The organism is Marinoscillum sp. 108 (assembly GCF_902506655.1).
In the GTDB taxonomy this organism is placed as follows: domain Bacteria; phylum Bacteroidota; class Bacteroidia; order Cytophagales; family Cyclobacteriaceae; genus Marinoscillum; species Marinoscillum luteum.
Map to the genome: position 1 here is coordinate 1 of NZ_LR734808.1, position 25,509 is coordinate 25,509.

Here is a 25,509-nt window from a genome sequence, read left to right on the forward strand (position 1 = left end):
TCACCTACACTGCTGGTGATGGCAACCTGGTTGACAATGGAGATGGCACCTGGAGCCTGACGATCCCTGCAGGCAATGCGTTGACGGAAAACACTTATTCGGTGACCGCTACGGTAACCGATGCCGCTGGCAACAGCACCAGTGATGCTACAGATGGAGAATTAACCATCATTCTGGAGGGAGTGGATACAGATGGAGACGGTATTCTGGATGAAGACGAAGACACGGATGGAGATGGAGATCTTGCCAACGATGACTGTGATGCTGATGGTACACCAAACTACCTGGACGCTGATCCCTGTGATACAGACGGAGACGGCCTGGATGATAGCGAGGAAGACACAGACGGAGACGGTAATCCATACAACGATGATTGTGACGAGGATGGTACTCCAAACTTCCAGGATGCAGACACTTGCGACGATGGCACCGATACCGACGGTGACGGTGTAACGGACGTAGAAGAAGACATTGATGGCGATGGTGATTCTACCAATGATGATTCCGATGGTGACGGTACTCCGGATTATCTGGACACAGATGATGATGGCGATGGTATCCTGACAGAGGATGAAGACACTGATGGAGATGGAGACCCTACAAATGACGACTGTGATGCTGATGGTACGCCAAACTATCTGGACGCTGATCCCTGTGATACAGATGGAGACGGCCTGGATGATAGCGAGGAAGACACAGACGGAGACGGTAATCCATACAACGATGATTGTGACCAGGATGGTACTCCAAACTTCCAGGATGCAGACACTTGCGACGATGGCACCGATACCGACGGTGACGGTGTAACGGACGTAGAAGAAGACATTGATGGCGATGGCGATCCTACCAATGATGATTCAGATGGTGATGGTACACCTGATTACCTGGACACCGATGATGATGGCGATGGTGTCTTGACAGAGGACGAAGACACGGATGGAGATGGAGATCTTGCCAACGATGACTGTGATGCTGATGGTACACCAAACTACCTGGACGCTGATCCATGTGATACAGATGGAGATGGCCTGGATGATAGCGAGGAAGACACAGACGGAGACGGTAATCCATACAACGATGATTGTGACCAGGATGGTACTCCAAACTTCCAGGATGCAGACACTTGCGACGATGGCACCGATACCGACGGTGACGGTGTAACGGACGTAGAAGAAGACATTGATGGCGATGGCGATCCTACCAATGATGATTCAGATGGTGATGGTACACCTGATTATCTGGACACAGATGATGATGGCGATGGTGTCTTGACATTGGATGAAGACACTGATGGAGATGGTGATCCTACCGATGACGACTGTGATGCTGATGGCACGCCAAACTATCTGGACGCTGATCCATGCGACACAGACGGAGATGGTCTGAACGATGAAGAAGAAGACACCAACGGAGATGGTAATCCATACAACGATGATTGTGACGAGGATGGTACGCCAAACTTCCAGGATTCGGATAGCTGTGATACGGATGGGGACGGTATCCTGGATGAGGATGAGGACCTGGATGGCGATGGAGACCCTACCAACGATGACTGTGATGCTGATGGTACACCAAACTACCTTGACGCTGACCCATGTGATACAGACGGAGACGGCCTGAACGATGAAGAAGAAGACACGGACGGAGACGGTAATCCATATAATGATGATTGTGATGCCGATGGTACTCCAAACTTCCAGGATGTGGATAGCTGTGATTCTGACGGAGACGGCATCCTGGATGAGGATGAGGACCTGGATGGCGATGGAGACCCTACCAATGATGACTGTGATGCTGATGGCACACCAAACTATCTGGATGCTGATCCCTGCGACTCAGACGGAGATGGTCTGAATGATGCGGCGGAAGACACAGATGGCGATGGTAATCCATACAACGATGATTGTGATGCTGATGGCACTCCAAACTTCCTGGATTCAGATAGTTGCGATACAGATGGAGACGGGGTACTGGATTCAGATGAAGATGTGAATGGTGACGGGGATCCTACCAATGATGATACTGATGGCGATGGTATCCCTGATTTTTTGGATACAGATGACGATGGTGATGGAATAGATACAAAAGATGAAGATGGCGATAGAGACGGTGATCCTACCAACGATGACTGTGATGGGGATGGCACTCCAAACTATCTGGATACAGACCGATGTCCAAAAGTAGAGCCTCGTAGAGGGTTTACGCCTGATGGCGATGGTATCAATGACTTCTTTTACATCAAAGACATTGAGAATTATCCGAATAACACTGTTCAGATTTTCAATAGATGGGGAAATAAGGTATTTGAAATCAAAGGATATGACAACCAGAATAATGTATGGAAGAGTGATGTCAACTCTGGTTTGAGAATAGGAAGTGACAATAATGTACCTTCTGGTACCTACTACTACCTGATTCAACTTGGGGACGGTAGTGATCCGATTTCAGGTTTTGTGGTCGTGAACAGATAAAATGACCGAAGTGAGTTGATGTTAAGATCGACCAATAAAGCCTTCTGATTTTTTATCGGGAGGCTTTTTTTATACTCATTTGACAATGTTTGGAGACCAGAAACGGCTGACTCAGGCACTTCACCCAATGCTTTGAATGACTCAACGAGTAATAGCTGCCACTCAACGAGTGGATGATTTTGGGGTAAGAACAAACCTTACTTTTGAGGTATAGATTCATGGTTGGATATGATCTATGGTTGGGACTAATGGAGCCTTCCGATTTATCGGGAGGCTTTTTTTATGCTGGTTTGACAATGTTGGGAAACCAGAAATGACTGGAGTCGTGCACTCTACCTTATCCTTTAAGATACTCAACGAATAAAACCTGCCACTCAACGAGTGGATAATTTTGGGGTAAGAACAAACCTTACTTTTGAGGTATAGATTCATGGTTGGATATGATCTATGGTTGGGACTAATGGAGCCTTCTGATTTATCGGAAGGCTTTTTTTATGCTCATTCGGCAATGTTTGGAGACCAGAAACGGCTGACTCAGGCACTTCACCTAATGCTTTGAATGACTCAACGAGTAATAGCTGCCACTCAACGAGTGGATCAATTTGGGGTAAGAACAACCCTTACTTTTGAGGTATAGATTCATGGTTGGATATGATCTATGGTTGGGACTAATGGAGCCTTCTGATTTATCAGAAGGCTTTTTTTATATATATCTATTAATATTGCCCTAATTGTACGGTGCTCATTATCTTTAATCTTTAGCGAAGACTATTGAATGAGAATACCTGAAATACCTGCCAACGAGCAAAGCCGACTGGAAGCACTACGTGAACTGGAGATTCTCGATACCCTCCCGGAAGAAGAGTTCGATAATATTACCAAATTGGCCAGTGAGATTTGTCAGGTACCCATCTCTCTCATTACATTCATAGACGAAGGTCGGCAATGGTTTAAATCACATCATGGACTCGATGTAGAGTACACCTCGAGAGAAGTAGCTTACTGCGCTCATGCGATCAATGACCCCAAAGAGATTCTGGAGGTGCACGATGCCTATGAAGATGAACGCTTTCATGATAATCCTTTGGCCGTAGGGGAACCTTTAGTGAGGTTCTATGCCGGTGTGCCTCTGGTGGATCCGGAGGGGCATGCATTGGGTACACTGTGTGTGATAGATCATAAACCCAATCAGCTTTCGATAGGTCAGAAGGAGGCACTGAGAACTCTTGCCCAGCATGTGATGGCTATTCTGAACGTGCGTAGTAAAAACATCGAGTTGATAAAGAGTCAACAGAAGTTTCAGGACTTGGTCAACCACATGGATGATATGATCTATGAGCTGGACTCAAATGGGTACTTTAAGTTTTCGAACATCAAGCTTCAGAAGCTCAGCGGGTACAGTGATCAAGAATTGTCTCAGATGTCCTATTTGACGCTCGTTAAGGAAAATGCCAGATCAGAAATGATAGCTTTTTACAATGAGCAGAGGACCAAAAAGCAGTCCAAAAGCTATTATGAATTTCCAATGATCACACGCCAGGGAGAGGAGCGAATGATTGGTCAGAATGTGGTCATAGATTTTGACCAACATGGGAAACTCTCTCGTGTGATGGCCGTGGCAAGGGACGTTACAGAATTGCATGAGCAACAGCGCGTATTTCGACTGCTTTCAGAAAACTCAAAAGATCTCATTTGTCTGCATGAACCCGACGGTACATACATCTATGTGTCCTCATCGGTAAAAGATCTTTTAGGGTTTGATCAGGAGGAAATGATCGGTCGGAATCCGTACGATTTCATGCACCCCGAAGATAGGGATCGCCTAAGGGAGAATCCTCATGCCCAAACGCTCAAGGGAAAAGAAATAGGAGGGGTTCAATATCGCATGAAAACAAGTGCTGGGAATTACCTGTGGTTGGAGTCGTACACCAAACCTATTGTGATTGACGGGGAAGTAGTGTCCTTTCAGACTTCATCCAGAGATATTTCTAAACGAAGGTTCAATGAGCTACAAGTTCAGAAGAGTAAGGAGAACATTGAAGCCCTCATAGAAAATACAGAGGACGCCATCTGGTCGGTGGATAGAAAATTTCGATATAAGATAGCCAATGGTGCTTATAAAGCATTGATCAAATGGCTGGTTGGTCGTGAACCTGAAATTGGTGAAAGTGGTCTGGATGTTGGTGATAAAATGTTTCAAGACCTGCTTCAGCATTATAGAAAATCCCTTGACGGGAAAAAGTTCAATATCGAATACCAGCTGACTCATAATGGAGTGAGGCGGTATTTTCAGAAGTTTTTTAATCCCATAAGGAATCAGGAAGGAATTATCACCGGGGTTTCTGTATTTGCAAGGGACATCTCCTACGAAAAGAAAATACTAAGAAATGCAGATAGGTATCGGGAGGGATTGCAGCTTCTTAATATCATCTTTTCCAATACAAGTCTGACAATGGATCAGCAGATTGGAGAGGCCTTGAAAATCTCATGTGAGTACCTCAAAATGCCTTCCGGGATTATCGGTCAGGTAGAAAAGGGCTTTGTGACGATTAAAAAGTATTATTCCTCAGAGCCTGTACCGATCAAGGAGGGAGATAGGTTCCCATTCGAAAATACTTTTAGTCAGTTAATCTACGATTATGGAAGAACACTGGCCATCGAGAACGTGAGCCAGTCAGATTTCAAAGAAGTCAGTAGCTTTAAAGCTTTCAAGGTAAGTTCCTTTATAGGTGCAAGTATCTCGGTAAATGGAGTTCGCTATGGTACGATAAGTTTTGGCTCTACCGAACAGCGTGGAGAATTTTTCGATTCCAATGAAACGGACTTTGTGGATATTCTGGCGGGCTGGATAGGATTTAATATTGAAAAGCAGTTATACGAGAAGCGATTGCGCTCCGAGCAGGATGTACTTCGCGCGTTTGTTCACTCAGCCCCTGCAGCCATTGCCATGTTGGATGAGAATCTGACCTACCTGGCCGTGAGTAGTCAGTGGAAGGTGGATTATCAGTTGGGAGACCGTGATCTCATCGGAGCGAATCATTATGAGATATTTAACAACATACCTGATTCTTGGAAGGAGGCCTATGAATCAGGCCTTCAGGGCAAGGAATCCCGAAAGGAAAGGGAGCTTTTTGAGATGGGCGGCCAGACTCGCTGGCTGAAATGGGAAGTGCGGCCGTGGTATACTTCTAACAAAGAAATTGGCGGGATCATAGTTTTCACCGAAGATATCACGAGGCAAATCACACAGGAAGAAGAGCTGAAACTCGCGAAGAATGAAGCCGAGAAAGCATCACAAGCGAAAGAATTTTTCTTGTCCTCTATGAGCCATGAGATCAGAACTCCAATGAATGCCATCATTGGTATTTCGAACATCATGCTGTATGAAAACCCCCGGGCCGACCAGTTGGAAAATTTAAAGCTGTTGAAGTTTTCTAGTTCTAATCTCCTGGTATTAATCAACGATATTTTGGATTTTAATAAAATCGAAGCGGGTAAAATGGAGCTGGAACTGATTGATTTTAATCTGAAAGAGGTGGCCATGAATGTTTATCAGACCATGCTGATAAGGGCTAATGAGAAGGGGCTGGTGTTCTTGTTTGATTATCAAAATGGCTTACCCGAAAACTTTGTTGGCGACTCTGTTAGGATCACCCAAATCCTCACAAACCTGTTGGGAAATGCCATCAAATTCACGGAGGAAGGCATTGTGAAGTTTAAAATTGAGGAGAAGAAACGATTAGGGAAGGAGGTTATCCTGGGCTTTACGGTGACAGATACAGGAATTGGTATTCCTAAAGATAAGATTGATGCCATTTTCGAAAATTTCACCCAAGCGAGTACCAACGTGGCTAGAAAATTTGGTGGCACGGGGCTGGGCTTAGCCATCACCAGAGAGCTCCTTAAAATCATGGGTTCGGACGTGACTGTAGAAAGTGAAGAGGGAGAGGGGTCTGTTTTTACTTTTGACCTGAAGTTGCCCATTGGTTCTTTGAAGTCCCTCCAGCAGGATTATTCGGAGATAAGTGCTGTAGCACCTGAAAGTTCGAATACCGGAATTCGTTTACTAGTGGCGGAAGATCACAAAACAAACCGGGAGATACTTGCCAAATTTCTAGATAGGTGGGGTTTTAAGTATGATTTCGCTGAAAATGGACTTGAAGCCATTCAAATGGCAAGTAAGAAGAATTACAGCATGATTCTCATGGATATTCAAATGCCCGTAATGGACGGTTTTGAAGCAACCAGAGAAATCAGGAAAATGAAAAATCCGCAACTAAAGGATATTCCAATTTATGCACTGACAGCCTCTGTATTGCTGGGAGTGCAGGAGAAGGCAATCACTGCCGGAATGAGCGGATACATTAGCAAACCATTTGATCCAGACGAACTTTATGCCAAAATCACGAGTGAATCCATTCGACTTGAGTATGAAACGCCTGTGGTAACCAGGGATGTACTGAGTCATGAAGCGATCACACAGATGAGCCTCGGAGATGAGGAATTCAAAGAGGAACTCTACAGATATTATTCATCCGAATTTCACAGATTGCTTGGTGATCTGCATAGCGCCTTGGAACAGGAAGATCGTGATATGAGACATGCCAGTATTGAAGAACTTACAAAGCTTAACAAAGGTGAGATCATGCCAGATTTAACACCACTGCTTCAGGCGCTCAATGATGAGCAATCTGCGGCTGATCTCAAAAGAATTCCTGCTGCTCTTTATGAATTGATACATACTTTGACTGCTCGTCATGATAGGGGAAGCTGAACTGGGAATGAGGGGTACTGAACATACATTGAGCAACACTCACCGAGTATCCACTCTTCAGGAGTTTTTAAGCGGTATTTTTGAACAAAAAACCAGGAGATGCCATTAACACTCGAAGAGATAAAGTACCAACACCTTAAAGGTTCCACTCAGATTCTTTTGGCATCTTTTGATGGCAAAGTCTTGGCATCATGCAATACCCTGGTACCGATTCCTGTTGGATATGACCTGTTTGATTCTAATTCATTTTTGCAAAATCCCTCCCTCAGGGACCAGCTGGCATTGAATGAAGACCTGTATATACATGGTGTTCGTCTAAATCTGGAGGGTACAGAAGCTATTTACGATTTACACTTGAGTCTCTCTTCCACGGGATCCAATGAGGATCAGATCATCTTTTTTCTGGAAGATCGCACGCGTTCGGTCACCTTCGTCGAAGATGAAGAAAGTGAAGAAAAATTGCATGAGTTTATCTTAAAAATATCCACTCCGCTGGATATTCTGAAAGAATTATCCCTTTCAGACAAAGGTGGAGAAGGTAAGTCACCTGCCAGGGGGCTCATTATGGCTTATTTTGATCGGTTCATTCACGGAGTGCATCATTCACAGATCAATTTTCCAAGTGAGGAAGTGCCTTTTCGGGTAGAACATATTAGTGTAGCGGTAGAGATGTGTTTTGAAAGTATGATGGAATCAAGGGGGCTTAAGCTTGCCTCTGTGGTGGGATTCGAATCCAAGTTTTTGATTGGTGACCGTTTAGGTATTCTTCAGGTGGTTTTTCAGGTTTTGGGGTTCCTGCTGACAGATCAGAAAAGTGGACATGTACAGGTGAATTTTAACTATCTCCCCAAAGAAGAACAATTAGAAGTTGAAATATCAGGATCCCCAGACAGCAATGTCTATGGGGATATAGTAAAGGCCATGGAAAATGAAGGTGAATTTGGGATTTCTGCTGAAATGACGCTGCAGTTATTGTTTGATTGCCGTGCAGTAGCCTACCATGAGCCGGTTCAGGTGGCCAATTTGACCTTGAGTAAGAAGGAATTTCCATACCTCTTCGGAATTACCGGGGGAGATCTCTCACTGGTCAAGGATATTTTTCAAACCATACTCGTTTCACTTGCTATGGATATGGATGATTTTGAGAAAGCCATAGCTCAGGAAGACTGGGAGTTGATCGGGAGGGTTGCCCATAAGATGAAACCCAATTTTTCGAGCCTTCAACGAAAGGATATAGCTGAATCGCTACAGCATATCGAGGAGATTACCACTGGTCAGGACCTTGCCGGGCTGGAGGAGAAACTCAAAGATTTTATTAGAAGTGCTAACGAAGCGCTGGAGAATTTAAAAAAGTATAAAGTATGATCAAGCAAATCAGGTGCGTAGTAATAGATGATGATTTTGCCTCAAGAGCTATCCTAAAAGGATTGATTCGGCAAGATGAGAGGCTCATTCTCGTAGAAGAGTGTTCGGGATCAGCTGATGGAGCAGTATCGATTACCAAACACAAGCCGGATCTTGTTTTTCTGGATTTGATGATGCCTGGTTTGGATGGATATGAAGTTTTGGAGGTGCTGGATTATATGCCTAAAATCATTGTGGTTACCACAGAGCGGAATTATAAATCCGAAATATTCAGTGATCGGATTTCAGAGTACCTCTACAAGCCTGTAGAAAGTTTAGAAATGTTTACAAAAGCGGTAGATCAAGCAATGAAAACTTATTAGATTTGATTTAATGGAACGGCTTACATGTATTGCAATAGATGATGATATGGTGGCTTTGAAGATTGTTTCTTCACTTGTTGAAAAAACGGATTTTCTGAAGTTGGTAGGTACCTATCAAAACTCAATCAAAGGCGCAGCGGCTATTGTCGAATTGAAGCCGGACATCGTTTTTCTGGATGTTCAAATGCCAGACCTAACAGGCATGGAGATTTTAGCAAGTCTCCAGTCAAAACCTCAGGTTATTCTGGTGACCTCTCAGGAGAAGTTTGCCGTGAAGGCGTTTGAGTTTGATGTAGCAGATTATTTGGTTAAACCAATAGAGAATTTTGGCCGGTTTCTTAAAGCCGTCACCAAAGCCAAATCGAACATTGATGACAAGGAGCCTATCTCTTCTGATTCTAAGAATCTTTTTGTGAAATCAGAATCACTCCTCATTAATCTGAATCTGAAGGAAATTCTTTATGTGGAAGCTTACGGAGATTATGTGAAGATCCATACGAAAGAAAGGACTCATGTGGTGTACGGTAAATTGAAAGATACAGAAGAAAGCCTCCCCGAAAGTGAATTTGTGAGAGTGCATCGCTCTTTCATAGTGCGTATTGATAAGATTAAAAATATAGATCAGGGAAATCTTCAGATAGAGGATAAAATCATCCCTGTGAGTGCTTCTTACAGATCCCATCTGCTGGAAAGCATAAAGACTTTATAATTCCTCGACCATTTTTTCCAACCATGGTGTAAGAATGTCGTTCCCTGAGCGACTATTTGTGTTTATCTATTTTAGAGAATGAGAACATTATGGAAAAAATGACAGATAAAAAACACATAGATGGACGCTCCGATATACTTTCCAATGAGCTCATCAAGGAGATATCGGACAGGAAGCACGCTCAAAACCTACTATCTGTATTTGTAAAGTATGCCCCCGGAGCCATTGCTTTGTTTGATCGGGAGATGAAATTTCTGGTAGTGAGTGACAGGTGGTACAGAGACTATGATCTGTCTGAGAATGATATTACAGGTTCAAGTTACTATGATGTTTTCTCAGGAGCGACAGACAAGCACAAATGGGAGTCTTATCACCAAAGAGCCTTGAAGGGTGAAAAGCTGCGCAATGAGGAGGACCGACTGATAAAAGAGGATGGAAATGTGATTTGGCTTAAGTGGGAGATGCTTCCATGGTTTGACAAATTCGGAGTTATAGGTGGGGTTATCATGTCCACTGAAGTCATCACCCACAAGAAGAAACTTGAGGATGACTATAGAAAGAGCAGGCAGCTATTGGAAATGGCCATCGAGACTGGTCAGATTGGATTTTGGCATTGGATGGAGCAAAATAACCGACTGGAGTGGAATGATCAAATGTTTCGGCTTTTCGAATTTGACGAGTCTGACTTCACGGGAGATGGCGAAACGTTTTTTGATATAATACACCCCGATGATGAGGCTCGAGTGCGGGGACTACTCAATCGGGCGATTGCAGAAAGAGGCCAATATCACACTCAATACCGTGTAATATGCAAATCCGGGGTGAAAAAATTTAAAGAGCACGGGAAGGTTTTTTTGGATGACGGTCTTTTGAGAATGACTGGAATTTGTCAGGAAATTTCCGAATTGAACTTATCATAAAGTGCCACTCAAAGAAAGTTAAGTGCATCTCAGCGGCAACAAATGCCAGATTACCGTTGAATTAACTATTTCTAACCTGAAAGTACCCACTGTGGTCGAAATTTGGGACTGAATACCCTGCATTGAGAGTAGCTTCGTACCTATGAACTTGTTGCGAACAATTACCTTTTTCGGATCTCTTTTATTCTTGTTGAACCTGACGTCAAATGCCCAACAGCGACCGATGTTTACACAGTATATGTTTAATGGATTGGTGCTCAATCCTGCATACGCAGGAAGCCATGAGTCCATTAGTGCTACGGCGCTTTCCAGGATTCAATGGGTAGGCATTGATGGGGCACCCGTCACGCATACTTTTTCAATTCATTCACCGATTCCCGATAGAAATATTGCCATAGGTGCAGTTTTTTCTAATGATCAGATAGGAGTGACCAATAGAAATACTTTGAACTTGTCATATGCCTATAGAATTGAGATGCGCAATGCCATACTTTCTATGGGGCTTCAGGGAGGGTTGACCTCTTCTAAAGTGAATTATGATGAGATCGGCGCTAATGATCCCAATCTTCAATACAATGGCTCGGCGCTATTGCCAAACTTTGGATTGGGGCTCTATCTCTATGGGAAACGCTATTATGCCGGTATATCTGTGCCCACAGCACTCAAAAACTCCTGGGCAGGAGAGGGTGATGCCAATAATAGTGATGGATTTAGTTCAGTGGAAGTGCCACACTTCTTTGGTACATTCGGCTTTTTGGTGGACTTATCTCCGCTGGTGAAATTGAAGCCCAGTATATTGGTGAAATCTGTCGATGGAGCTCCTATAGAATTCGATTTTAATGCCAACTTGATCCTTGATGATAAGCTATGGATTGGTGTTTCTTACAGATCTTTCGACGCACTCAGTCTTTTGCTGGATATTCAACTCTCTGCACAGTTCAAGTTGGGATATGCTTATGACTACACCCTTTCAGAACTAAGTCAGGCAACTACAGGATCACATGAGATTATGCTCAATTACCGATTTGTATTCTCCAAGTCGAAGATCGTAACCCCTCGATATTTTTAGAAAAGGTAAAGTTTTTGCTCATCTTACAGTTTTGATATCCGGTTGATGGCATTGTATATTACAAATGCTGCTATGGTAAAAATGAAATAGATGATTTACCAGTTTTCCTTAATCTACAGGAGTGTGTCGTATCTGACCATCCTGACCGCTCTGGTGGTGATGTATGGCTGGCTGCGGGGTATAGAGTTGGTTCAGATTATTGTCCAATCATGGCCTTCTATGAAGTTCAATACGGCCCTGTGTTTCTTTCTTTTAGGGGGGGTACTCCTTTGCACTCTTTATAGAAAGAAGCTCTTCAAGATTCTTTTGGGAGGTGTCCTGCTGTTTGTCGCATCCATATCATTTATAGAAAATCTTACTGACCTGGAAGTGGGTCTTGACGTGTTGCTTGTGCCGGGGCTCATGTCTGCAGGAACCGCCCTCTGTTTTGCGTTGATGGGCCTGGCTCATCTTGTCATCTATGCTGATTCAGTTGAGTGGCGCAAAATGAGCCAATACCTACTCCACTCCGTGACGGTGATCTCCTTCTTTGCGATGATTGGTTTTGTCTACGGAATTTCAGGAGAAGGAAAGCTCATGTTCATTTCGTCCATGGCCATCCATACTTCAGCCTTATTCTTCCTGAGTTCAATAGCCTCTTCATTGATTCATCCTTCATTGGGCTTCACCGCGCTTTTGATTGGTAAAAAGCCTGGCAATCTTCTTGCGAAACGCATGTTTCCACTCATGGGGAGTTTGATACTTGTTTTGGGTTATCTGGTGATAAAATACTGGGAGACAGGGGAGATCAGTCCAGAGACAGGCCTGACACTTTTTGGGATGTCAATTCTGATCATTGCTCTGACATTCATCTCCATGATCGCTATGGAGCTCAATAGGACAGATATTAAGAGATCCGAAGCGGTGAGGGCATTGCGAGATTCCAATGCCAATCTCGAGAAAACCGTAGCAGAACGAACGGCACTTTTGAAGGATAAAATGGAGCTTTTGAATGCAACTACCAGTGCAGCAAGAATTGGAACGTGGGAGGTAGATTTGGAGGCTGGAAAAGTGACCTGGTCAGAAATGACCAGGGAAATTCATGAAGTGCCAATTGATTTTGAGCCTGATCTGACTACAGGAATCAACTTCTTTAAGGAGGGTGCTCATCGATCCAGAATTGAAGCTACAGTGCAGGAATGCATTGCAACGGGGAAACCCTATGATGTGGAATTGATGATAGTCACTGCTACGGGTGAGGACAGATGGATTAGAGCCATCGGTACTCCGATTCTCAGGGATGATAAGGTGATCAGGCTGCGCGGTACCTTTCAGGACATAGATGTGCGAAAACGGGCTGAAATTAAAATATCTGAGGAGAGTATTTTCCTTCAAACCCTAATTGATAACATTCCAATTAACATATATACCAAGGATTTGCTCTCTAGGAAAACAATGATCAACCGAAGTGAGTTGGAATTGATGGGCTTGGATAATTCCTCTACGGTGATAGGGAAAACTGATCATGAGTTGTTTCCAAAGGAGTCTGCTGATATCTCCAGAAAGGAAGATGTGGAAGTGATGAAGACGGGGATTCCTATTTTGTCCAGAGAGACCAGTATGGACCTTGGAGAGAATAATAAGCATTGGTTTCTGACCTCCAAAATACCAATTAAGAATTCGGAGGGGAATGTGACTGGCCTGCTGGGGGTCAGTGTGGATATTACCGAGCGAAAAGAGAACGAGGAAAAGCTAAAGAATTATGCCATACTGGAGTCCAAAAGCGCCGAGATGGAACAGTTTGCTTATGTTGCATCTCACGACTTGAGGGAGCCTGTTTTGACCATAAAGAACTATCTTAATATTCTGTTTGAGGATTACGGAGAAAAATTGGGTGAGGGTTCCAAGAGGTATTCAAATACCATTTTGAATGCTTTGAACAGGATGGAACTGCTTATAGGTGGGCTTCTGGATTATGCAAGGCTGAGCAGGCAGAAGAGTCTGGAACAAGTGGATTTAAATGAGGCGGTCAAAAATGTGCTGGAAAGCCTGGATTCTTTGATTGTGAATAGTCAGGCCACAGTAAAAGTGTCTAAATTGCCAAGAATTAAGGGGTACCCGATTGAAATTGAGTTATTGTTTCAGAATCTGATCACCAATGGCATTAAATTTCATCACCCGGATCGCCTGCCTGTTGTAGAAATAGAGCGGAAAAAATATGGGAGCGGGTGGATGTTTTTGGTTAGAGATAATGGAATTGGTATAGAGCCTGAATATATTGAAGAGGTTTTTGTGATGTTCAAAAGACTCCACTCCAGAAGGCTGTATGAGGGCACCGGTATCGGGCTTTCACATTGCAGAAAGATAGTTGAGCTTCACAATGGTAAGATATGGGTGGAGTCAGAACCGGGTATCGGTAGTGTGTTTTATTTTACAATAGATATTAACGAGTAAAAGATGAAACCGAAAATCGATTGTATTCTTCTTGTGGATGATGATGAGGATTGTAATTTCTTTCACGAGCGTTTGATTAAGAAAATGGAATGTGCGGACCGTGTCGAAGCTTCTTTGACAGGAAATGACGCCCTGGATTTCCTGAGGTCTTCTGTGAATGGACAGCACCCACGACCCAATCTTATTTTGTTGGATATCAACATGCCAGGTATGGATGGATGGGGCTTTTTAGAAGAGTATAACAAGCTTTCAGAGGATCAGAAAGCGCAAATTGTGGTGGTGATGCTCACTACTTCGCTCAACCCCGATGATAGGGTGAAGGCCGAGAGTGACCCCAATGTGGGCGCTTTTGCCAATAAATACCTGGATGAAGAAAGCCTGTTGGAGATATTGAAGGCCAATTTCCCCCATTTTCGTTAACAAACAACGACCCTACGAGTACTCGAGCATGTAATCTACCAGATTGGTGTCTCTGCTGATGTCTAGTTTTTTCCTGAGCCTGTAGCGGCTGATTTCCACCCCTCTCACTGAGATATTTAATAAGTTAGCAATCTCCTTCGAGCTCATATTCATTCTCAGGTAGGCACATAGTTTGATCTCCTGAGGGGTAAGCGTAGGGTTATCCTTCTTGATGTTGGAAAGGAAGTCCCCATGAACCTGATCAAAATGCTTGGTAAACTGTTCCCAACCTTCATCTTCAGAGAGGTTTCGGTCGATATCTCTGATGATCTTTTTGAAGTTGTCTTTCGATCCGGACTTTGAAGTTTCTTTGATGGCATTCCTAATCTGAAGCATAAACTCATTTTTATTGATGAGGTGCATGGTGGTAGTGGCCAATTCACGGTTCTTGTGATCGATTTCCGAACGAAGCTTGTCATTTCTAAGCTTACTGATCTGTTCTTCTGATTTTTTGGACACCTCCACGATCTCATTTTCTTTTCGTAAGAGCTCGCGCTTTTGCTTGAGTGTAAGCTTCTTCTTTTCATAGCTGTGCCTCATGCTAAGCACAAGCATAGAGGCACCGAAAACTACGAGGAGACCGAGCCCATAAAACCCGTAAGCAAGCTTAGAGCGGTACCAGGGTGGATATACCTTCAGCTGAAAGCTTGCTTCATCACTGATATCCCCAAAGACGTTTTTGGCTCGTACTCTAAAGGTGTATAATCCTTCAGAAAGATTGGTATATTCTTTTTCTGTCGCAGTATTCCACTCAGACCAGTCTTTTTCAAAATTCTCCAGCTGGTACTGAAAGAGTATCTGATCCTGACCGTCATAGTAAGGTGATGCAAACCGAAACTTAAGCGATGAAAAATAAGCTGACAGTGAAACAGGTTCATCTGAGGCCAGTTGACCGGTCCCACCATAGATCATGCGATCTTCGTCTGTCGTAGCTTCTATGCTCCTAATGAATGTCCTAAAGGGCTGATCTCTCAGGTACTTCATGCTGGGGTTGAAATGAACAAATCCTTCTTTCGCACCAAAAAAAACATTTTGATGGTCAATCACATGAATGTTCTCCAGGTCATCAGAAAGCAGTGGTTTTATTTTAGTAAAAGCAGCTGTGTGTTTGATGTAACTCCCATATTGAGTGCGCTCCAGATAGCCTAGCTCCATATCATTGAGAAAAAAGACATTCCCACTGAGGTCATGGGCCATGGCGGTAATGTGAGCTTCTTTGGGAAAGTACTGTCCCATTTCCGGGTCACTCACAAAGGTGTCTTGCTGGGCATCATAATTATAAATTCCCGTTTCTGCAGGAAATACAAGTTTGTTGCCCCCCAGACCGAACACGTTGATAAGGATGTTAGAAGGCAGGCCTTTGTTTTTCCCGTAAAAGGATATGTTTCTAATGCGATCTTTTTCTTTATTAAAGTCAATTTTGAAAATCCCTTTGTAGCCATGGGTCATAAAGAGCATAGAGTCTCCCGCAAATTCAAACACCCTGCTTGATTCACTAAATTCCTCCAATTCATTTTCTACCTGGTATTGGCCATCCACTTTTTTGAAAATCACAAAGCCGTCGTAGGTGCCGGCCAGTATTCGGTTATCTCCGATGGAGTTTTCAAACTTCCAGGTTCCGGTGTGGTCATAAAACTGGGTGGCCAGGTCATCTTCCACCAGAAAAGCCCCTGCATGATGAGCCAGGAGCAGGTCCGTGTTGATGCTTTGAACGTTGTATACTTGCCCGCCAGAGTTTTTTACTAGTTGATAATCGGCTAATTCAGTAATTGGGTTTGGATTGGCCCCCTGATAAAATAGCCCATTGCTGGTGCCGAGGTAGAGTTTGTTGTCATGGAGGGTGGCGCAGTATCCAGTGCCGGGTAAGCCGGACTGTTCATTAATCACAGAAAAAGGGGATGCCAGTTCTACCATGCAGATGCCGTTGTTCAGCCCTACCCAGAGGTTATTGAATTGATCCTCATGCAGGGCTAGAACCGTACGATTGGTGAGGCCTTTTCCTTTGGTAAGGTGGTTAATAACAGCACCATTTTGAGAAAGAATGACGATCCCGTTATTCTGAGTACCAATGGCAATGTTGCTGTTTTCCAGTAAAATGGCTTTGTTAATCAGAGAATTGGATAGAAAATCGGTAATGGGCAGGTTCCATCTTCTAAAGATCCCATCTCTGTAATGATAGACAGTTCCATTCTTTTGGAAGATCAAGAGGCTATTGTTCTGGTAGGGGACAATTGCGGTTATTTCATGATCTTGGAGGACATGGCTACCTGGTATGATAGAGAAACTCTTTCCATTCCATTTGGCTAAACCGGAGGAAAGGGAAGATGCATAGAGCCCATTGGCTACCTGGAAAACAAGATCATAGTCCACCTCATGATGGAGTTTACGAACAGTTTTTCCATCATATACCACCAGACCGAGATAAGAACAGAAGAAAATATTGTTTTCGTACTTGACGATCTTCCAGATGTCTTCCAGATTTCGATCATGTTCATCCAGAAGACCTAGGAGGCTTTCGAATACCAGGTTACCCTTGGCATCTGCTTCGAAGTATCCGATCTGATTTTGACCACCAATATAGATGCGGTTGTCAGCATCCACAAAGACAGAGCGAGCTCTGGTGTTGTTTTCTATCAGATACCTTCTCCAGCTATTTCCATCGTATTCGAGCAAGCCAAAATTGTTGGCGACATAAATAAAACCCCTGCTATCCCTGCTGATGTCCCAGTTTTGAATGCCCCCTTGATAATCGTCAGTATTATAGGTGTTGGTGAGCGGTATTTTGGAAAATCTATAATGATCAGGTTGAGATATTGCAATATTTCCCAAAAAAAGACCGATCACAAGTAAATGTGAGTAGTGAATGGAGGTTTGATTCTTAAATAAACTGTACTTCTGGAGCATGTTGTGTTATCTATGAAAATGAATATAAATAGGAAAAGTGTAAAAAACCCATTATTTCCTTCCAAAGGCATTTTTTGTATCCCATTGTTGTGGTATTGATGAGGTGTAAAATGTAGTGTGATGTAGTATTGATGTATTGTGTTTTCGACTTGTGAGAGACCCTTTCGGATAAATTGTGCAAACGTTTTCAAGCAAAAGGCTTCAGAAACGTCATCGTTTAATTATTAAAAACACAATTAATAAAGTCGATTAGATGGGAATTTTACAAATCATTCAATTTCGAGGATTTTTCACTCTTCTGATGCTGTGTGCCGCTGTGTTTACAGCCTCAGCTCAGGGTAGAGTAATCTCCGGCACCGTGACAGACGGTGGTGATGGCTCAGAGATGCCAGGTGCTACCATTCTGGAGAAAGGTACCAGCAATGGTACCATTACAGATATCGATGGGAAGTATCAACTGACCATCACGGGGGATGATCCGGTTATCATCGTCTCCTTTGTAGGCTTTGAATCTAAAGAGATCAAAGTAGGAGCTCAGTCCGTGATCAATGTGTCTCTGGACATTTCGCTATCAGAACTCAGTGAGGTTGTGGTGATCGGGTATGGTGTTCAGCAGAAGCGGGTAGCCACGGGCTCCATCTCCAAGGTAGACGCCAAGGACATTGAAGGATATAAAGTAGCCAACGTGCTTTCCGCTATCGACGGCCAGGTTTCTGGAGTGATTGCCGGTGAGTCTTCCGGACAGCCAGGATCTAGTAAGTCTGTTTTCATTCGTGGTATCAGCACCAATGGTGACAATTCTCCACTATACGTGGTGGATGGTCTTACAGTAAGCGGTATTGATAATCTCAATCCATCGGATATCGAGTCGGTGGATGTATTGAAAGATGCTGCATCTACGGCGATCTATGGGGCGAGAGCTGCCAACGGAGTGATCATTATTACTACTAAAAAAGGTAAGGATGGCACTGGAGTGCTTTCTTATGAGGGATTCACTTCATTTTCTAATCCATGGAAAATGCCCGAAATGCTCAACTCCGAGCAGTATATCGAGCTTACACGTGAAAAGTTCGCCAATAGCAATAGAACAGCCGCTTTAGATGCACTTGGCTTTCCAAATGCCGGGGATGCCACTGCAAATACCAACTGGATGGATGTGATCACTGATCAGGCGACTATGATCAACCATCGCCTGACAGCTACGCTGAATAATTCATACATATCGCTCGACTACTGGGATCAGCAAGGGGTGATCGGAGGTGATAAATCAAACTATAAGCGATATGCCATCCGACTGAATAGCACTAAGAAGGTGAATGATTACTTCACCGTAGGTCAGAATTTCTACCTCAACCGTACCGAAAATCAAAACCTGGGAGTGAACAATGCTTTTGGAACGATGGTGGCCGATGCCTTTGCGTATGACCCTACCACCGATGTATACGACGCTGATGCAGAATATGGTTTTGCTCAGTCTAATTGGGTGCAGAAGGAATACATCAATCCATTGAGTCGCCTGTTCTTAGCGGACAATTCCGGGCATGCGGATCAGATTCAGGGCAATGCATACATAAAGTTTGAACCCATCAAGGGACTGACCTTTCAAAGTGATCTGGGTATTGATTTTAGCTGGTATGATTACCGATCCTTTACTCCAGACTACAATTATCACCCATCTTTCTTTAGTGTGAACAATAGTATTTCACAGGGATATGGATTTGGGCAAAGAATTCAGTTTGAAAATTACGCCAACTATACCAAAGATTTGGGTAATCACTCTCTGAACGTGGTACTGGGAACTTCTTATTTGGGATCGGAATTCCGCACAGCAGGAGGTTCCACACTGAATATTCCCGATGCGGCTAAGTTCAATGATCAGTTTCAGTACATAGACGCAGGTCAGGATACCAGTGATTTGGCTTTTGGCCGGGCCAGTGTGGATTATAGATTATTGAGCTACTACGGTCGTGTGATTTACGATTACCGTGATAAGTACCTCTTCAGTGTTACTCTTAGACGCGATGGATCGAGTCGGTTTGGAGCCAACAACCGCTGGGGGTTCTTTCCTTCTATGTCTGCTGGTTGGGTGATTTCTGATGAAAATTTCTTCCCCACGAGTCCCATCAGTTTCCTGAAAATCAGGTCGAGCTGGGGTGTGAATGGTAATGACAGGATAGGTGATCTGGGCTATTCCTCTCAAGTAGTGAACGCTTTCAGCTATGCGCTGGGTGTAGATCATGCACTCAATCGTGGATCCGCTTTGGCCACTGTTCCTAACCCTAATCTGAAATGGGAGGAGAGTGTGCAGTTCGATGTGGGTTTGGAAATAAAACTCTTCAATGATCAGCTATCAGCAGAATTTGATTATTACGTCAAAACCACTAGGGATCTTTTGGGCAATGAAATTGTGCCAGGGTACCTGGGTGTGACGGATTTCCCTCTATCTAATCTTGGAGAGATTCAAAATAAAGGATTGGAAGCGTCAGTAGCATATAAGCAAAGAATTGGTGGACTTACATTGAACACCCGCTTAAACTACACCACCTTTAAGAACACTGTAAATGAAGTACCTGGTTCATCTACCTACATCAACGGGTGGAGCTGGCCAGTGCGGAACGCTGCCATCACCAGAATGTCTGAAGGCGAACCTGTTGGCCACTTCGTGGGATACAAAACCCTGGGTATTTTCCAGAGTGAAGCGGATGTGTTTTCACACCTGAGCAGCAGCGGGGATGTATTGCAGTCTGACGCATCACCTGGAGATTTGATTTTTGCTGACGTGAACAAAGATGGGGTGATCAATACGGATGACATTACCTCTATCGGATCTCCATGGCCAGATCACATCTTAGGGCTTAGCTTTTCTGCCAATTACAAAGGATTCGATTTCAGTGCGCTATTCTCCACTCAAATAGGTCATGACATCTTCCGTACCTATGAGCGATCTGACATCACTTTTACCAATTATCAAACCTTTTGGCTGGACAGATGGACTGAGGAGAACCACAGTACTAAATACCCAAGATTGGTCTCCAATGATCCAAATGGTAACCAGCGACCTTCTGATTTCTATGTGGAAGATGGCTCATTTCTTCGCTTGAGAAACATCCAGATAGGCTACAATATTCCAGCATCCATTTTGGAGAAAATTAAGCTGACTGGTGTGCGGGTGTACCTCTCTGGAAACAACCTGCTAACGGTTACCAATTACACCGGATTCGATCCTGAGATCGGTACCAACGGATGGATTCTTGACTCTGGAATAGACAAGGGGTATTATCCATCTAACAAGACCATTGGTGCGGGAGTGAAAATCACCATGTAATTCAATGAACTACGGGTTAAGAAAATTTAAAAACATGAAAGCATTCAAAATAATTATTATCGCCCTCATACTCTGTGTCGCTTGTAGTGAGGAGACCTTAGAGGTGAAGCCAGTGAATCAATACCTGTCAGAGAATTTCTATTCTACCAATGAACAGGTTTATGCGGCCCTCATCGCGGCGTACGACCCCATAGGGTGGTCTATGGCCTTTGGTCAGTGGGTTTCACCTGTGATGTTTGGTGAGATCAGATCGGACAATGCCAATGCTGGCGGGGATCCTTCAGACAATGACCAGCCTGCGTGGCAGGAGCTGGATGATTTTAGGGAAACCAACACCAATACCCTGCTGCAGCCGATCTATCGTAAGCACTATATTGGTGTTTTCAGAGCCAACCTGGTGATTCTTCAGACTGAACTGGCCACTCCTGAGGTGGAGCGCTACAAAGCCGAGGCTAAGTTTTTGAGAGCATATTATCACTTTGAACTTTTCAGACATTTTGGACCTTTGCCAGTAGTCACGGAGCTGCTAACACCAGATGATATCAATCTGGAGCGAAGCACTATGACCGAGATGATGACGGCCATTACCGATGACCTGAAGGCTGCCATAGATGTATTGCCCACTACATTATCAGATGTGGAGGTTGGAAGAGCATCAAGGGGTACTGCGCAGGCGTTGTTGGGCAAAGTGTACCTGTATTGGGCTGATTTGGATGGTGACGATCCTGCCAAATTTGACCTGGCTGCCCAGTATCTCCAGGAAGTTGTGAATTCAGGTCAATATGCCTTAGTGGACGACTTTTCTACTTTGTTTGATTACGGCACCAAAAATCCAATAGAATCTGTTTTGGAGATTCAGCATACGAACCTATGGCCTGGGGATTGGGGCTGGTTTGAAGGCATCGAAGCGAATGGAATATTGCAGCTATGCGGAATTCGCGGGCTGTGTTCTGGTCATCCTGAGTATGCAGCCGGGTGGGGGTTCATGTTACCTACTCAGGATTTGAATGACCATTTTCTTCCGGATGATCAATATAGGAGAGATGTGGCTATTGTGTCGATACCAGAGCTTACTCAGGAGGTGGCAGACGCCGGAGCGGCGGATTGCGGTGTTGTAGTAGACATTACCCAGGTCAACCCTCAGGATCATACGGGTTTCTGGCAGCAAAAATTCTCAAACTACAAAGCATACAATGGCAATAACGTGAATGGGGGAGACCCTAACCTGACTAAGGATGCGAATACCTATGCCATCAGATATGCTGACGTTCTCCTCATGCTGGCAGAAGCAATGCACAGAGGATCAGGCTCTGATGGGAATGCACTTACCTATATAGATATGGTGCGTGAGCGTGCTGCAGGCCCCGGTGATAATACCGGGAGTTTCAAGACTGGGCAGACCATCATGACTGAGCAAAACTGGACATTGCTGGATCTGATTTGGTATGAGCGCAGAGCTGAGCTGGCAGGCGAAGGTGATCGCTGGTATGACCTGGTCAGGAGTGGTAGAGCTACATCAGATCTTTTCAGTGGTGATCCGATTCGTTCTGGCAATCTGGATCCTCAAAAAGTGTGGATTCCTGTGGCGCTGGAAGAAACCAGTGTGGCACATCAGATCTCCACCTATCCAGAAAACGAACTTTTCCAATAATTAAAAGAACCCAAATCAATTAATCTAAACTTAAATCTAATGAAGAAGCAAATGAAAAATTATATCCGAAATGGATGGCTTTTAATGAGTGCGCTTACACTTGTTTTTCTGGCCTCATGTAATGAAGACGAGCCAGAGCCCAAAGAAGTGGTTGCGAGTTTTCAGTTCGAACTTGGCGAGACTAACTTCCTGGAAGTAACTTTTACAAATTTCTCTCAAAACGCCACAACTTATGCATGGGATTTTGGTGATGGCGAGACATCTAACGAGGAAAATCCGGTACACTCCTATGCAGCAGCAGATACTTATGAGGTAAAGCTTACAGCCACCAATGATGCTGGTGAATCAGCTACAAGAACTCAGTCAATTACCCTATCTGATCCGGACGAAGAACTGACTAAATTGGCAGGTGTGGAATCCAAAACATGGATTCTTCAGAGAGAGGGAGTAGTATTGGGTATAGGGCCAGCTGGCGGTGATACCCAGTGGTGGAGTTTCGGTGGTGTGACCCCACATGGTGATCGTCCTTGTATTTTGGATGATGAGTATACATTTAACCGTGCGGACCTTTCCTTTGACAAAAACACGAATGGAACCCTCTTTACAGACGGAACTGGCAATGGCGGATGGAATAATACCGTGCCAGATGTGTGTAACAGTGAGTCTACTGTGGATTGGATGTCTGAGGGAAGCATCGATATGAGCGCTTACAAGAGTGGTGGAGATTATACATTTGAGTTGAGCAGTAATACATTGACTATTTCAGGCGATGGTGTTTACATAGGTTTGGCCAATAAGACCAATGCTGGTGATATAGGTACTGCGCAAAGCCCTCAAAATAAGATTGTTTACTCAATCATTAAATTGGTGGATCATGATGATGTGGATTCACTGCAGCTGGCTATGCAAGTAGACGGAGGGGATGTCTACTGGAGTTTCTTCCTTGTGCATTATGATGATGCTTCTTTGATGCCTCCAATTCCTTCAGCTGAGCCTAGAGCAGCATTTTCATCAGCCGCTGAAAATCTGGTAGTGACCTTCACCAACTCATCAGCCAATGCGACAAGCTATGCGTGGGATTTCGGCGATGGTGGTACTTCTACAGATGAAAATCCGGTACACACTTATGCAGAAGCTGGTGATTACGATGTAACACTTACTGCCAAAGATGACAATGGTTTGACTTCAAGCGTAACACAAACGGTTTCTGTAAGTGCAGCTACTTATTCATCTGAAATATGGGCGTCTGCTGAGGGTAAAGTATGGACACTTGCCCCTGTGGCTGGAGCTTTCAGAGTAGGCCCGGCTATTGGAAGTGGAGAGTGGTTTGCCAGCTCCGCCGATGATGCCACTGCTCGTGCTTGCCAGTATGATGATGAGTTTATATTTGCAACAGATGGCTCCTTTACCTTTGACTCCAAAGGGGCAATGTATGGCGAAGGCTTTATGGGTGTGGATCCTGCCGGATGTGTGAATGATGGGGATATCGGTGGAGTTTATGCAGGTTTCGTGACCAGCACTGGTTACACCTTTGCCACCACTGACGCTACAGACACAGATCGAGCATCTGTTACCGTCACAGGTACTGGCGCCTTCCTTGGATTTAATAAAGGATATAATGGTGGAGAGTACAATGGCTCAGACGCTGCACTCCAGGGAGCTACCACCTACAAAATCTTCTCCTACTTTAACGACGGTACAGTAGAGCGAGTGGATGTAGCTGTGGACATCTCTGCAGAGCAGAACGGAACAGCCTGGTGGACAATGATTTTGGAAGCGCAGTAATACTTCTTCATATTTACTTCAAAATCGGGTGTTTTTGAAACACCCGATTTTTTTACCCTTTTCATTAGAAAATAGAATAAATGCACTTTTTAAAAAAAAGCTTCTTACCCTCATTGCTCATTTTATCACTTCTTAGTTGTGATTCCAACGAAGGTGAGCCCTCACCTCAATTACCCGGTATCTCGATCAATGATCTAGAAATTTCCGAAAGAAAGGAAGATTTTAGCATCACCCTGGATGTTACACTTTCTGAAGTTTCAGCTGACCTGGTTGTTGTTTCATACGAAACCGTGGAAGGATCAGCTGTGGCTGACCAAGACTTTAAGCATATCACCGGACAGCTTATTTTTCAAGCTGGTTCTGTGCGTGAAAGCATCACGCTAACCATATTTAGCGATGAAAAAATGGAAGACGATGAGTCCTTTTCGATACGTCTTTTTGATCCGGCAAATGCCGTAATGAATGATAGTTCGGCGTTGATCGTCATCAAAAACTTTGACACTACACCGCCACCCAACGAGCTTGTGATCCCAACTCAGGGGTACACCTCACCAGAGAGTTATGACGGTTGGAATCTTGTATGGCAGGATGAGTTCGATCAGGAATCTCTCAATACCGAAGATTGGACCTACGAGATTGGCAACGGCCATAGTGGGTGGGGAAATAATGAACTGGAATATTATACAAATGAGAATACCTCTATGGTGGATGGCAACCTGGTGATTACTGCCAGGAAGGAATCAAGAGGAGGGTACCACTATACATCATCGAGAATCATCACCAAGAACAAACAGGAATTTAAGTATGGACGGGTGGATATCAGAGCCGTGTTGCCCTTTGGTCAGGGTATCTGGCCTGCATTGTGGATGCTGGGTGCTAACATTGATCAGGTAAGCTGGCCGGCTTGTGGTGAAATTGACATTATGGAGTTGATTGGAGGGAACAATCGGGACAATACTACACACGGAACTGCTCACTGGAGCGGCGCCAATGGGTATGCCAACTATGGGGGAAGCAAGAAGTTAAGCTCCGGAATATTCGCAGATGAATATCATGTATTTTCTGTTATCTGGAATGAAAGTTCTATCACGTGGCTACTCGATGGAGTCGAATTTCATGTGATAGACACCACCCCGGCAGATCTTTCTGAGTTTAGAAATGACTTCTTTTTCATATTTAATGTGGCCGTAGGGGGAAATTGGCCGGGAAGTCCTAATACGAGTACTGTTTTCCCACAATACATGATTGTGGACTACATTCGCGTCTTTCAGACACAATAGAA

Annotated in this window: 14 protein-coding genes; 13 read left to right on the forward strand and 1 reads right to left on the reverse strand. The window is 44.1% G+C overall.

From position 1 onward, the window contains the following. From GV030_RS00005 to GV030_RS00045, 9 genes are all read left to right on the forward strand, one after another. A partial coding sequence (locus tag GV030_RS00005) for a gliding motility-associated C-terminal domain-containing protein (protein ID WP_159578538.1) occupies window positions 1-2,471 on the forward strand: 2,471 nt, incomplete at its 5' end. A gap of 775 nt (window positions 2,472-3,246) precedes the next feature. Further along, entirely contained in the window at window positions 3,247-7,245 is a 3,999-nt protein-coding gene (locus GV030_RS00010; protein WP_159578539.1) for a PAS domain S-box protein, read from the forward strand. A 99-nt stretch (window positions 7,246-7,344) separates the two neighbouring features. Next, window positions 7,345-8,610: an Hpt domain-containing protein gene (locus GV030_RS00015; protein WP_159578540.1), complete on the forward strand. Its 1,266-nt coding sequence runs from the start codon at window positions 7,345-7,347 to the stop codon at window positions 8,608-8,610. After that, window positions 8,607-8,972, forward strand: a complete 366-nt coding sequence (locus tag GV030_RS00020) for a LytTR family DNA-binding domain-containing protein (RefSeq protein WP_159578541.1) — start codon at window positions 8,607-8,609, stop codon at window positions 8,970-8,972. Before GV030_RS00015 ends, GV030_RS00020 begins: the two co-directional genes overlap by 4 nt. Window positions 8,973-8,982: 10 nt before the next feature. Continuing rightward, window positions 8,983-9,681: a LytTR family DNA-binding domain-containing protein gene (locus GV030_RS00025; RefSeq protein ID WP_159578542.1), complete on the forward strand. Its 699-nt coding sequence runs from the start codon at window positions 8,983-8,985 to the stop codon at window positions 9,679-9,681. 98 nt (window positions 9,682-9,779) lie between these two features. Next, window positions 9,780-10,601, forward strand: a complete 822-nt coding sequence (locus GV030_RS00030) for a PAS domain-containing protein (RefSeq protein WP_159578543.1) — start codon at window positions 9,780-9,782, stop codon at window positions 10,599-10,601. 142 nt (window positions 10,602-10,743) lie between these two features. Beyond that, window positions 10,744-11,670, forward strand: a complete 927-nt coding sequence (locus GV030_RS00035; RefSeq protein ID WP_159578544.1) for a type IX secretion system membrane protein PorP/SprF — start codon at window positions 10,744-10,746, stop codon at window positions 11,668-11,670. A 90-nt stretch (window positions 11,671-11,760) separates the two neighbouring features. Beyond that, entirely contained in the window at window positions 11,761-14,103 is a 2,343-nt protein-coding gene (locus GV030_RS00040) for an ATP-binding protein (protein WP_159578545.1), read from the forward strand. A gap of 3 nt (window positions 14,104-14,106) precedes the next feature. Next, window positions 14,107-14,523 (forward strand): response regulator, encoded by a 417-nt coding sequence (locus tag GV030_RS00045; protein WP_159578546.1) that lies wholly within the window; start codon window positions 14,107-14,109, stop codon window positions 14,521-14,523. Between the two features lie 12 nt (window positions 14,524-14,535). Here the strand turns inward: GV030_RS00045 and GV030_RS00050 are convergent, their stop codons facing one another. Next, window positions 14,536-17,466 (reverse strand): triple tyrosine motif-containing protein, encoded by a 2,931-nt coding sequence (locus tag GV030_RS00050; RefSeq protein ID WP_159578548.1) that lies wholly within the window; start codon window positions 17,464-17,466, stop codon window positions 14,536-14,538. A gap of 253 nt (window positions 17,467-17,719) precedes the next feature. Between GV030_RS00050 and GV030_RS00055 the strand changes: the two genes are divergently transcribed. The 4 genes from GV030_RS00055 to GV030_RS00070 all read left to right on the forward strand — a co-directional run bounded on the left by GV030_RS00055 (window position 17,720) and on the right by GV030_RS00070 (window position 25,507). Next, window positions 17,720-20,791, forward strand: coding sequence for a TonB-dependent receptor (locus tag GV030_RS00055; RefSeq protein ID WP_159578549.1), 3,072 nt, complete (start codon window positions 17,720-17,722; stop codon window positions 20,789-20,791). 34 nt (window positions 20,792-20,825) lie between these two features. Beyond that, window positions 20,826-22,442, forward strand: coding sequence for a RagB/SusD family nutrient uptake outer membrane protein (locus tag GV030_RS00060; RefSeq protein WP_159578551.1), 1,617 nt, complete (start codon window positions 20,826-20,828; stop codon window positions 22,440-22,442). A 39-nt stretch (window positions 22,443-22,481) separates the two neighbouring features. Then, window positions 22,482-24,227, forward strand: coding sequence for a PKD domain-containing protein (locus GV030_RS21645; protein WP_159578553.1), 1,746 nt, complete (start codon window positions 22,482-22,484; stop codon window positions 24,225-24,227). Window positions 24,228-24,307: 80 nt separating this feature from the next. Next, window positions 24,308-25,507, forward strand: coding sequence for a family 16 glycosylhydrolase (locus tag GV030_RS00070; protein ID WP_159578555.1), 1,200 nt, complete (start codon window positions 24,308-24,310; stop codon window positions 25,505-25,507). The last annotated feature ends 2 nt before the right edge of the window (window positions 25,508-25,509 follow it).

Excerpts from the sequence above, each read along its gene's own strand:
- GV030_RS00055 (WP_159578549.1), top strand. The coding sequence starts at position 17,720 with ATGGGAATTTTACAAATCATTCAATTTCGAGGATTTTTCACTCTTCTG.
- GV030_RS00040 (WP_159578545.1), top strand. The coding sequence starts at position 11,761 with ATGATTTACCAGTTTTCCTTAATCTACAGGAGTGTGTCGTATCTGACC.
- GV030_RS21645 (WP_159578553.1), top strand. The coding sequence starts at position 22,482 with ATGAAGAAGCAAATGAAAAATTATATCCGAAATGGATGGCTTTTAATG.
- GV030_RS00050 (WP_159578548.1), bottom strand. The coding sequence starts at position 17,466 with ATGCTCCAGAAGTACAGTTTATTTAAGAATCAAACCTCCATTCACTAC.
- GV030_RS00030 (WP_159578543.1), top strand. The coding sequence starts at position 9,780 with ATGACAGATAAAAAACACATAGATGGACGCTCCGATATACTTTCCAAT.
- GV030_RS00070 (WP_159578555.1), top strand. The coding sequence starts at position 24,308 with ATGCACTTTTTAAAAAAAAGCTTCTTACCCTCATTGCTCATTTTATCA.
- GV030_RS00045 (WP_159578546.1), top strand. The coding sequence starts at position 14,107 with ATGAAACCGAAAATCGATTGTATTCTTCTTGTGGATGATGATGAGGAT.
- GV030_RS00010 (WP_159578539.1), top strand. The coding sequence starts at position 3,247 with ATGAGAATACCTGAAATACCTGCCAACGAGCAAAGCCGACTGGAAGCA.
- GV030_RS00015 (WP_159578540.1), top strand. The coding sequence starts at position 7,345 with ATGCCATTAACACTCGAAGAGATAAAGTACCAACACCTTAAAGGTTCC.
- GV030_RS00060 (WP_159578551.1), top strand. The coding sequence starts at position 20,826 with ATGAAAGCATTCAAAATAATTATTATCGCCCTCATACTCTGTGTCGCT.
- GV030_RS00025 (WP_159578542.1), top strand. The coding sequence starts at position 8,983 with ATGGAACGGCTTACATGTATTGCAATAGATGATGATATGGTGGCTTTG.
- GV030_RS00020 (WP_159578541.1), top strand. The coding sequence starts at position 8,607 with ATGATCAAGCAAATCAGGTGCGTAGTAATAGATGATGATTTTGCCTCA.
- GV030_RS00035 (WP_159578544.1), top strand. The coding sequence starts at position 10,744 with ATGAACTTGTTGCGAACAATTACCTTTTTCGGATCTCTTTTATTCTTG.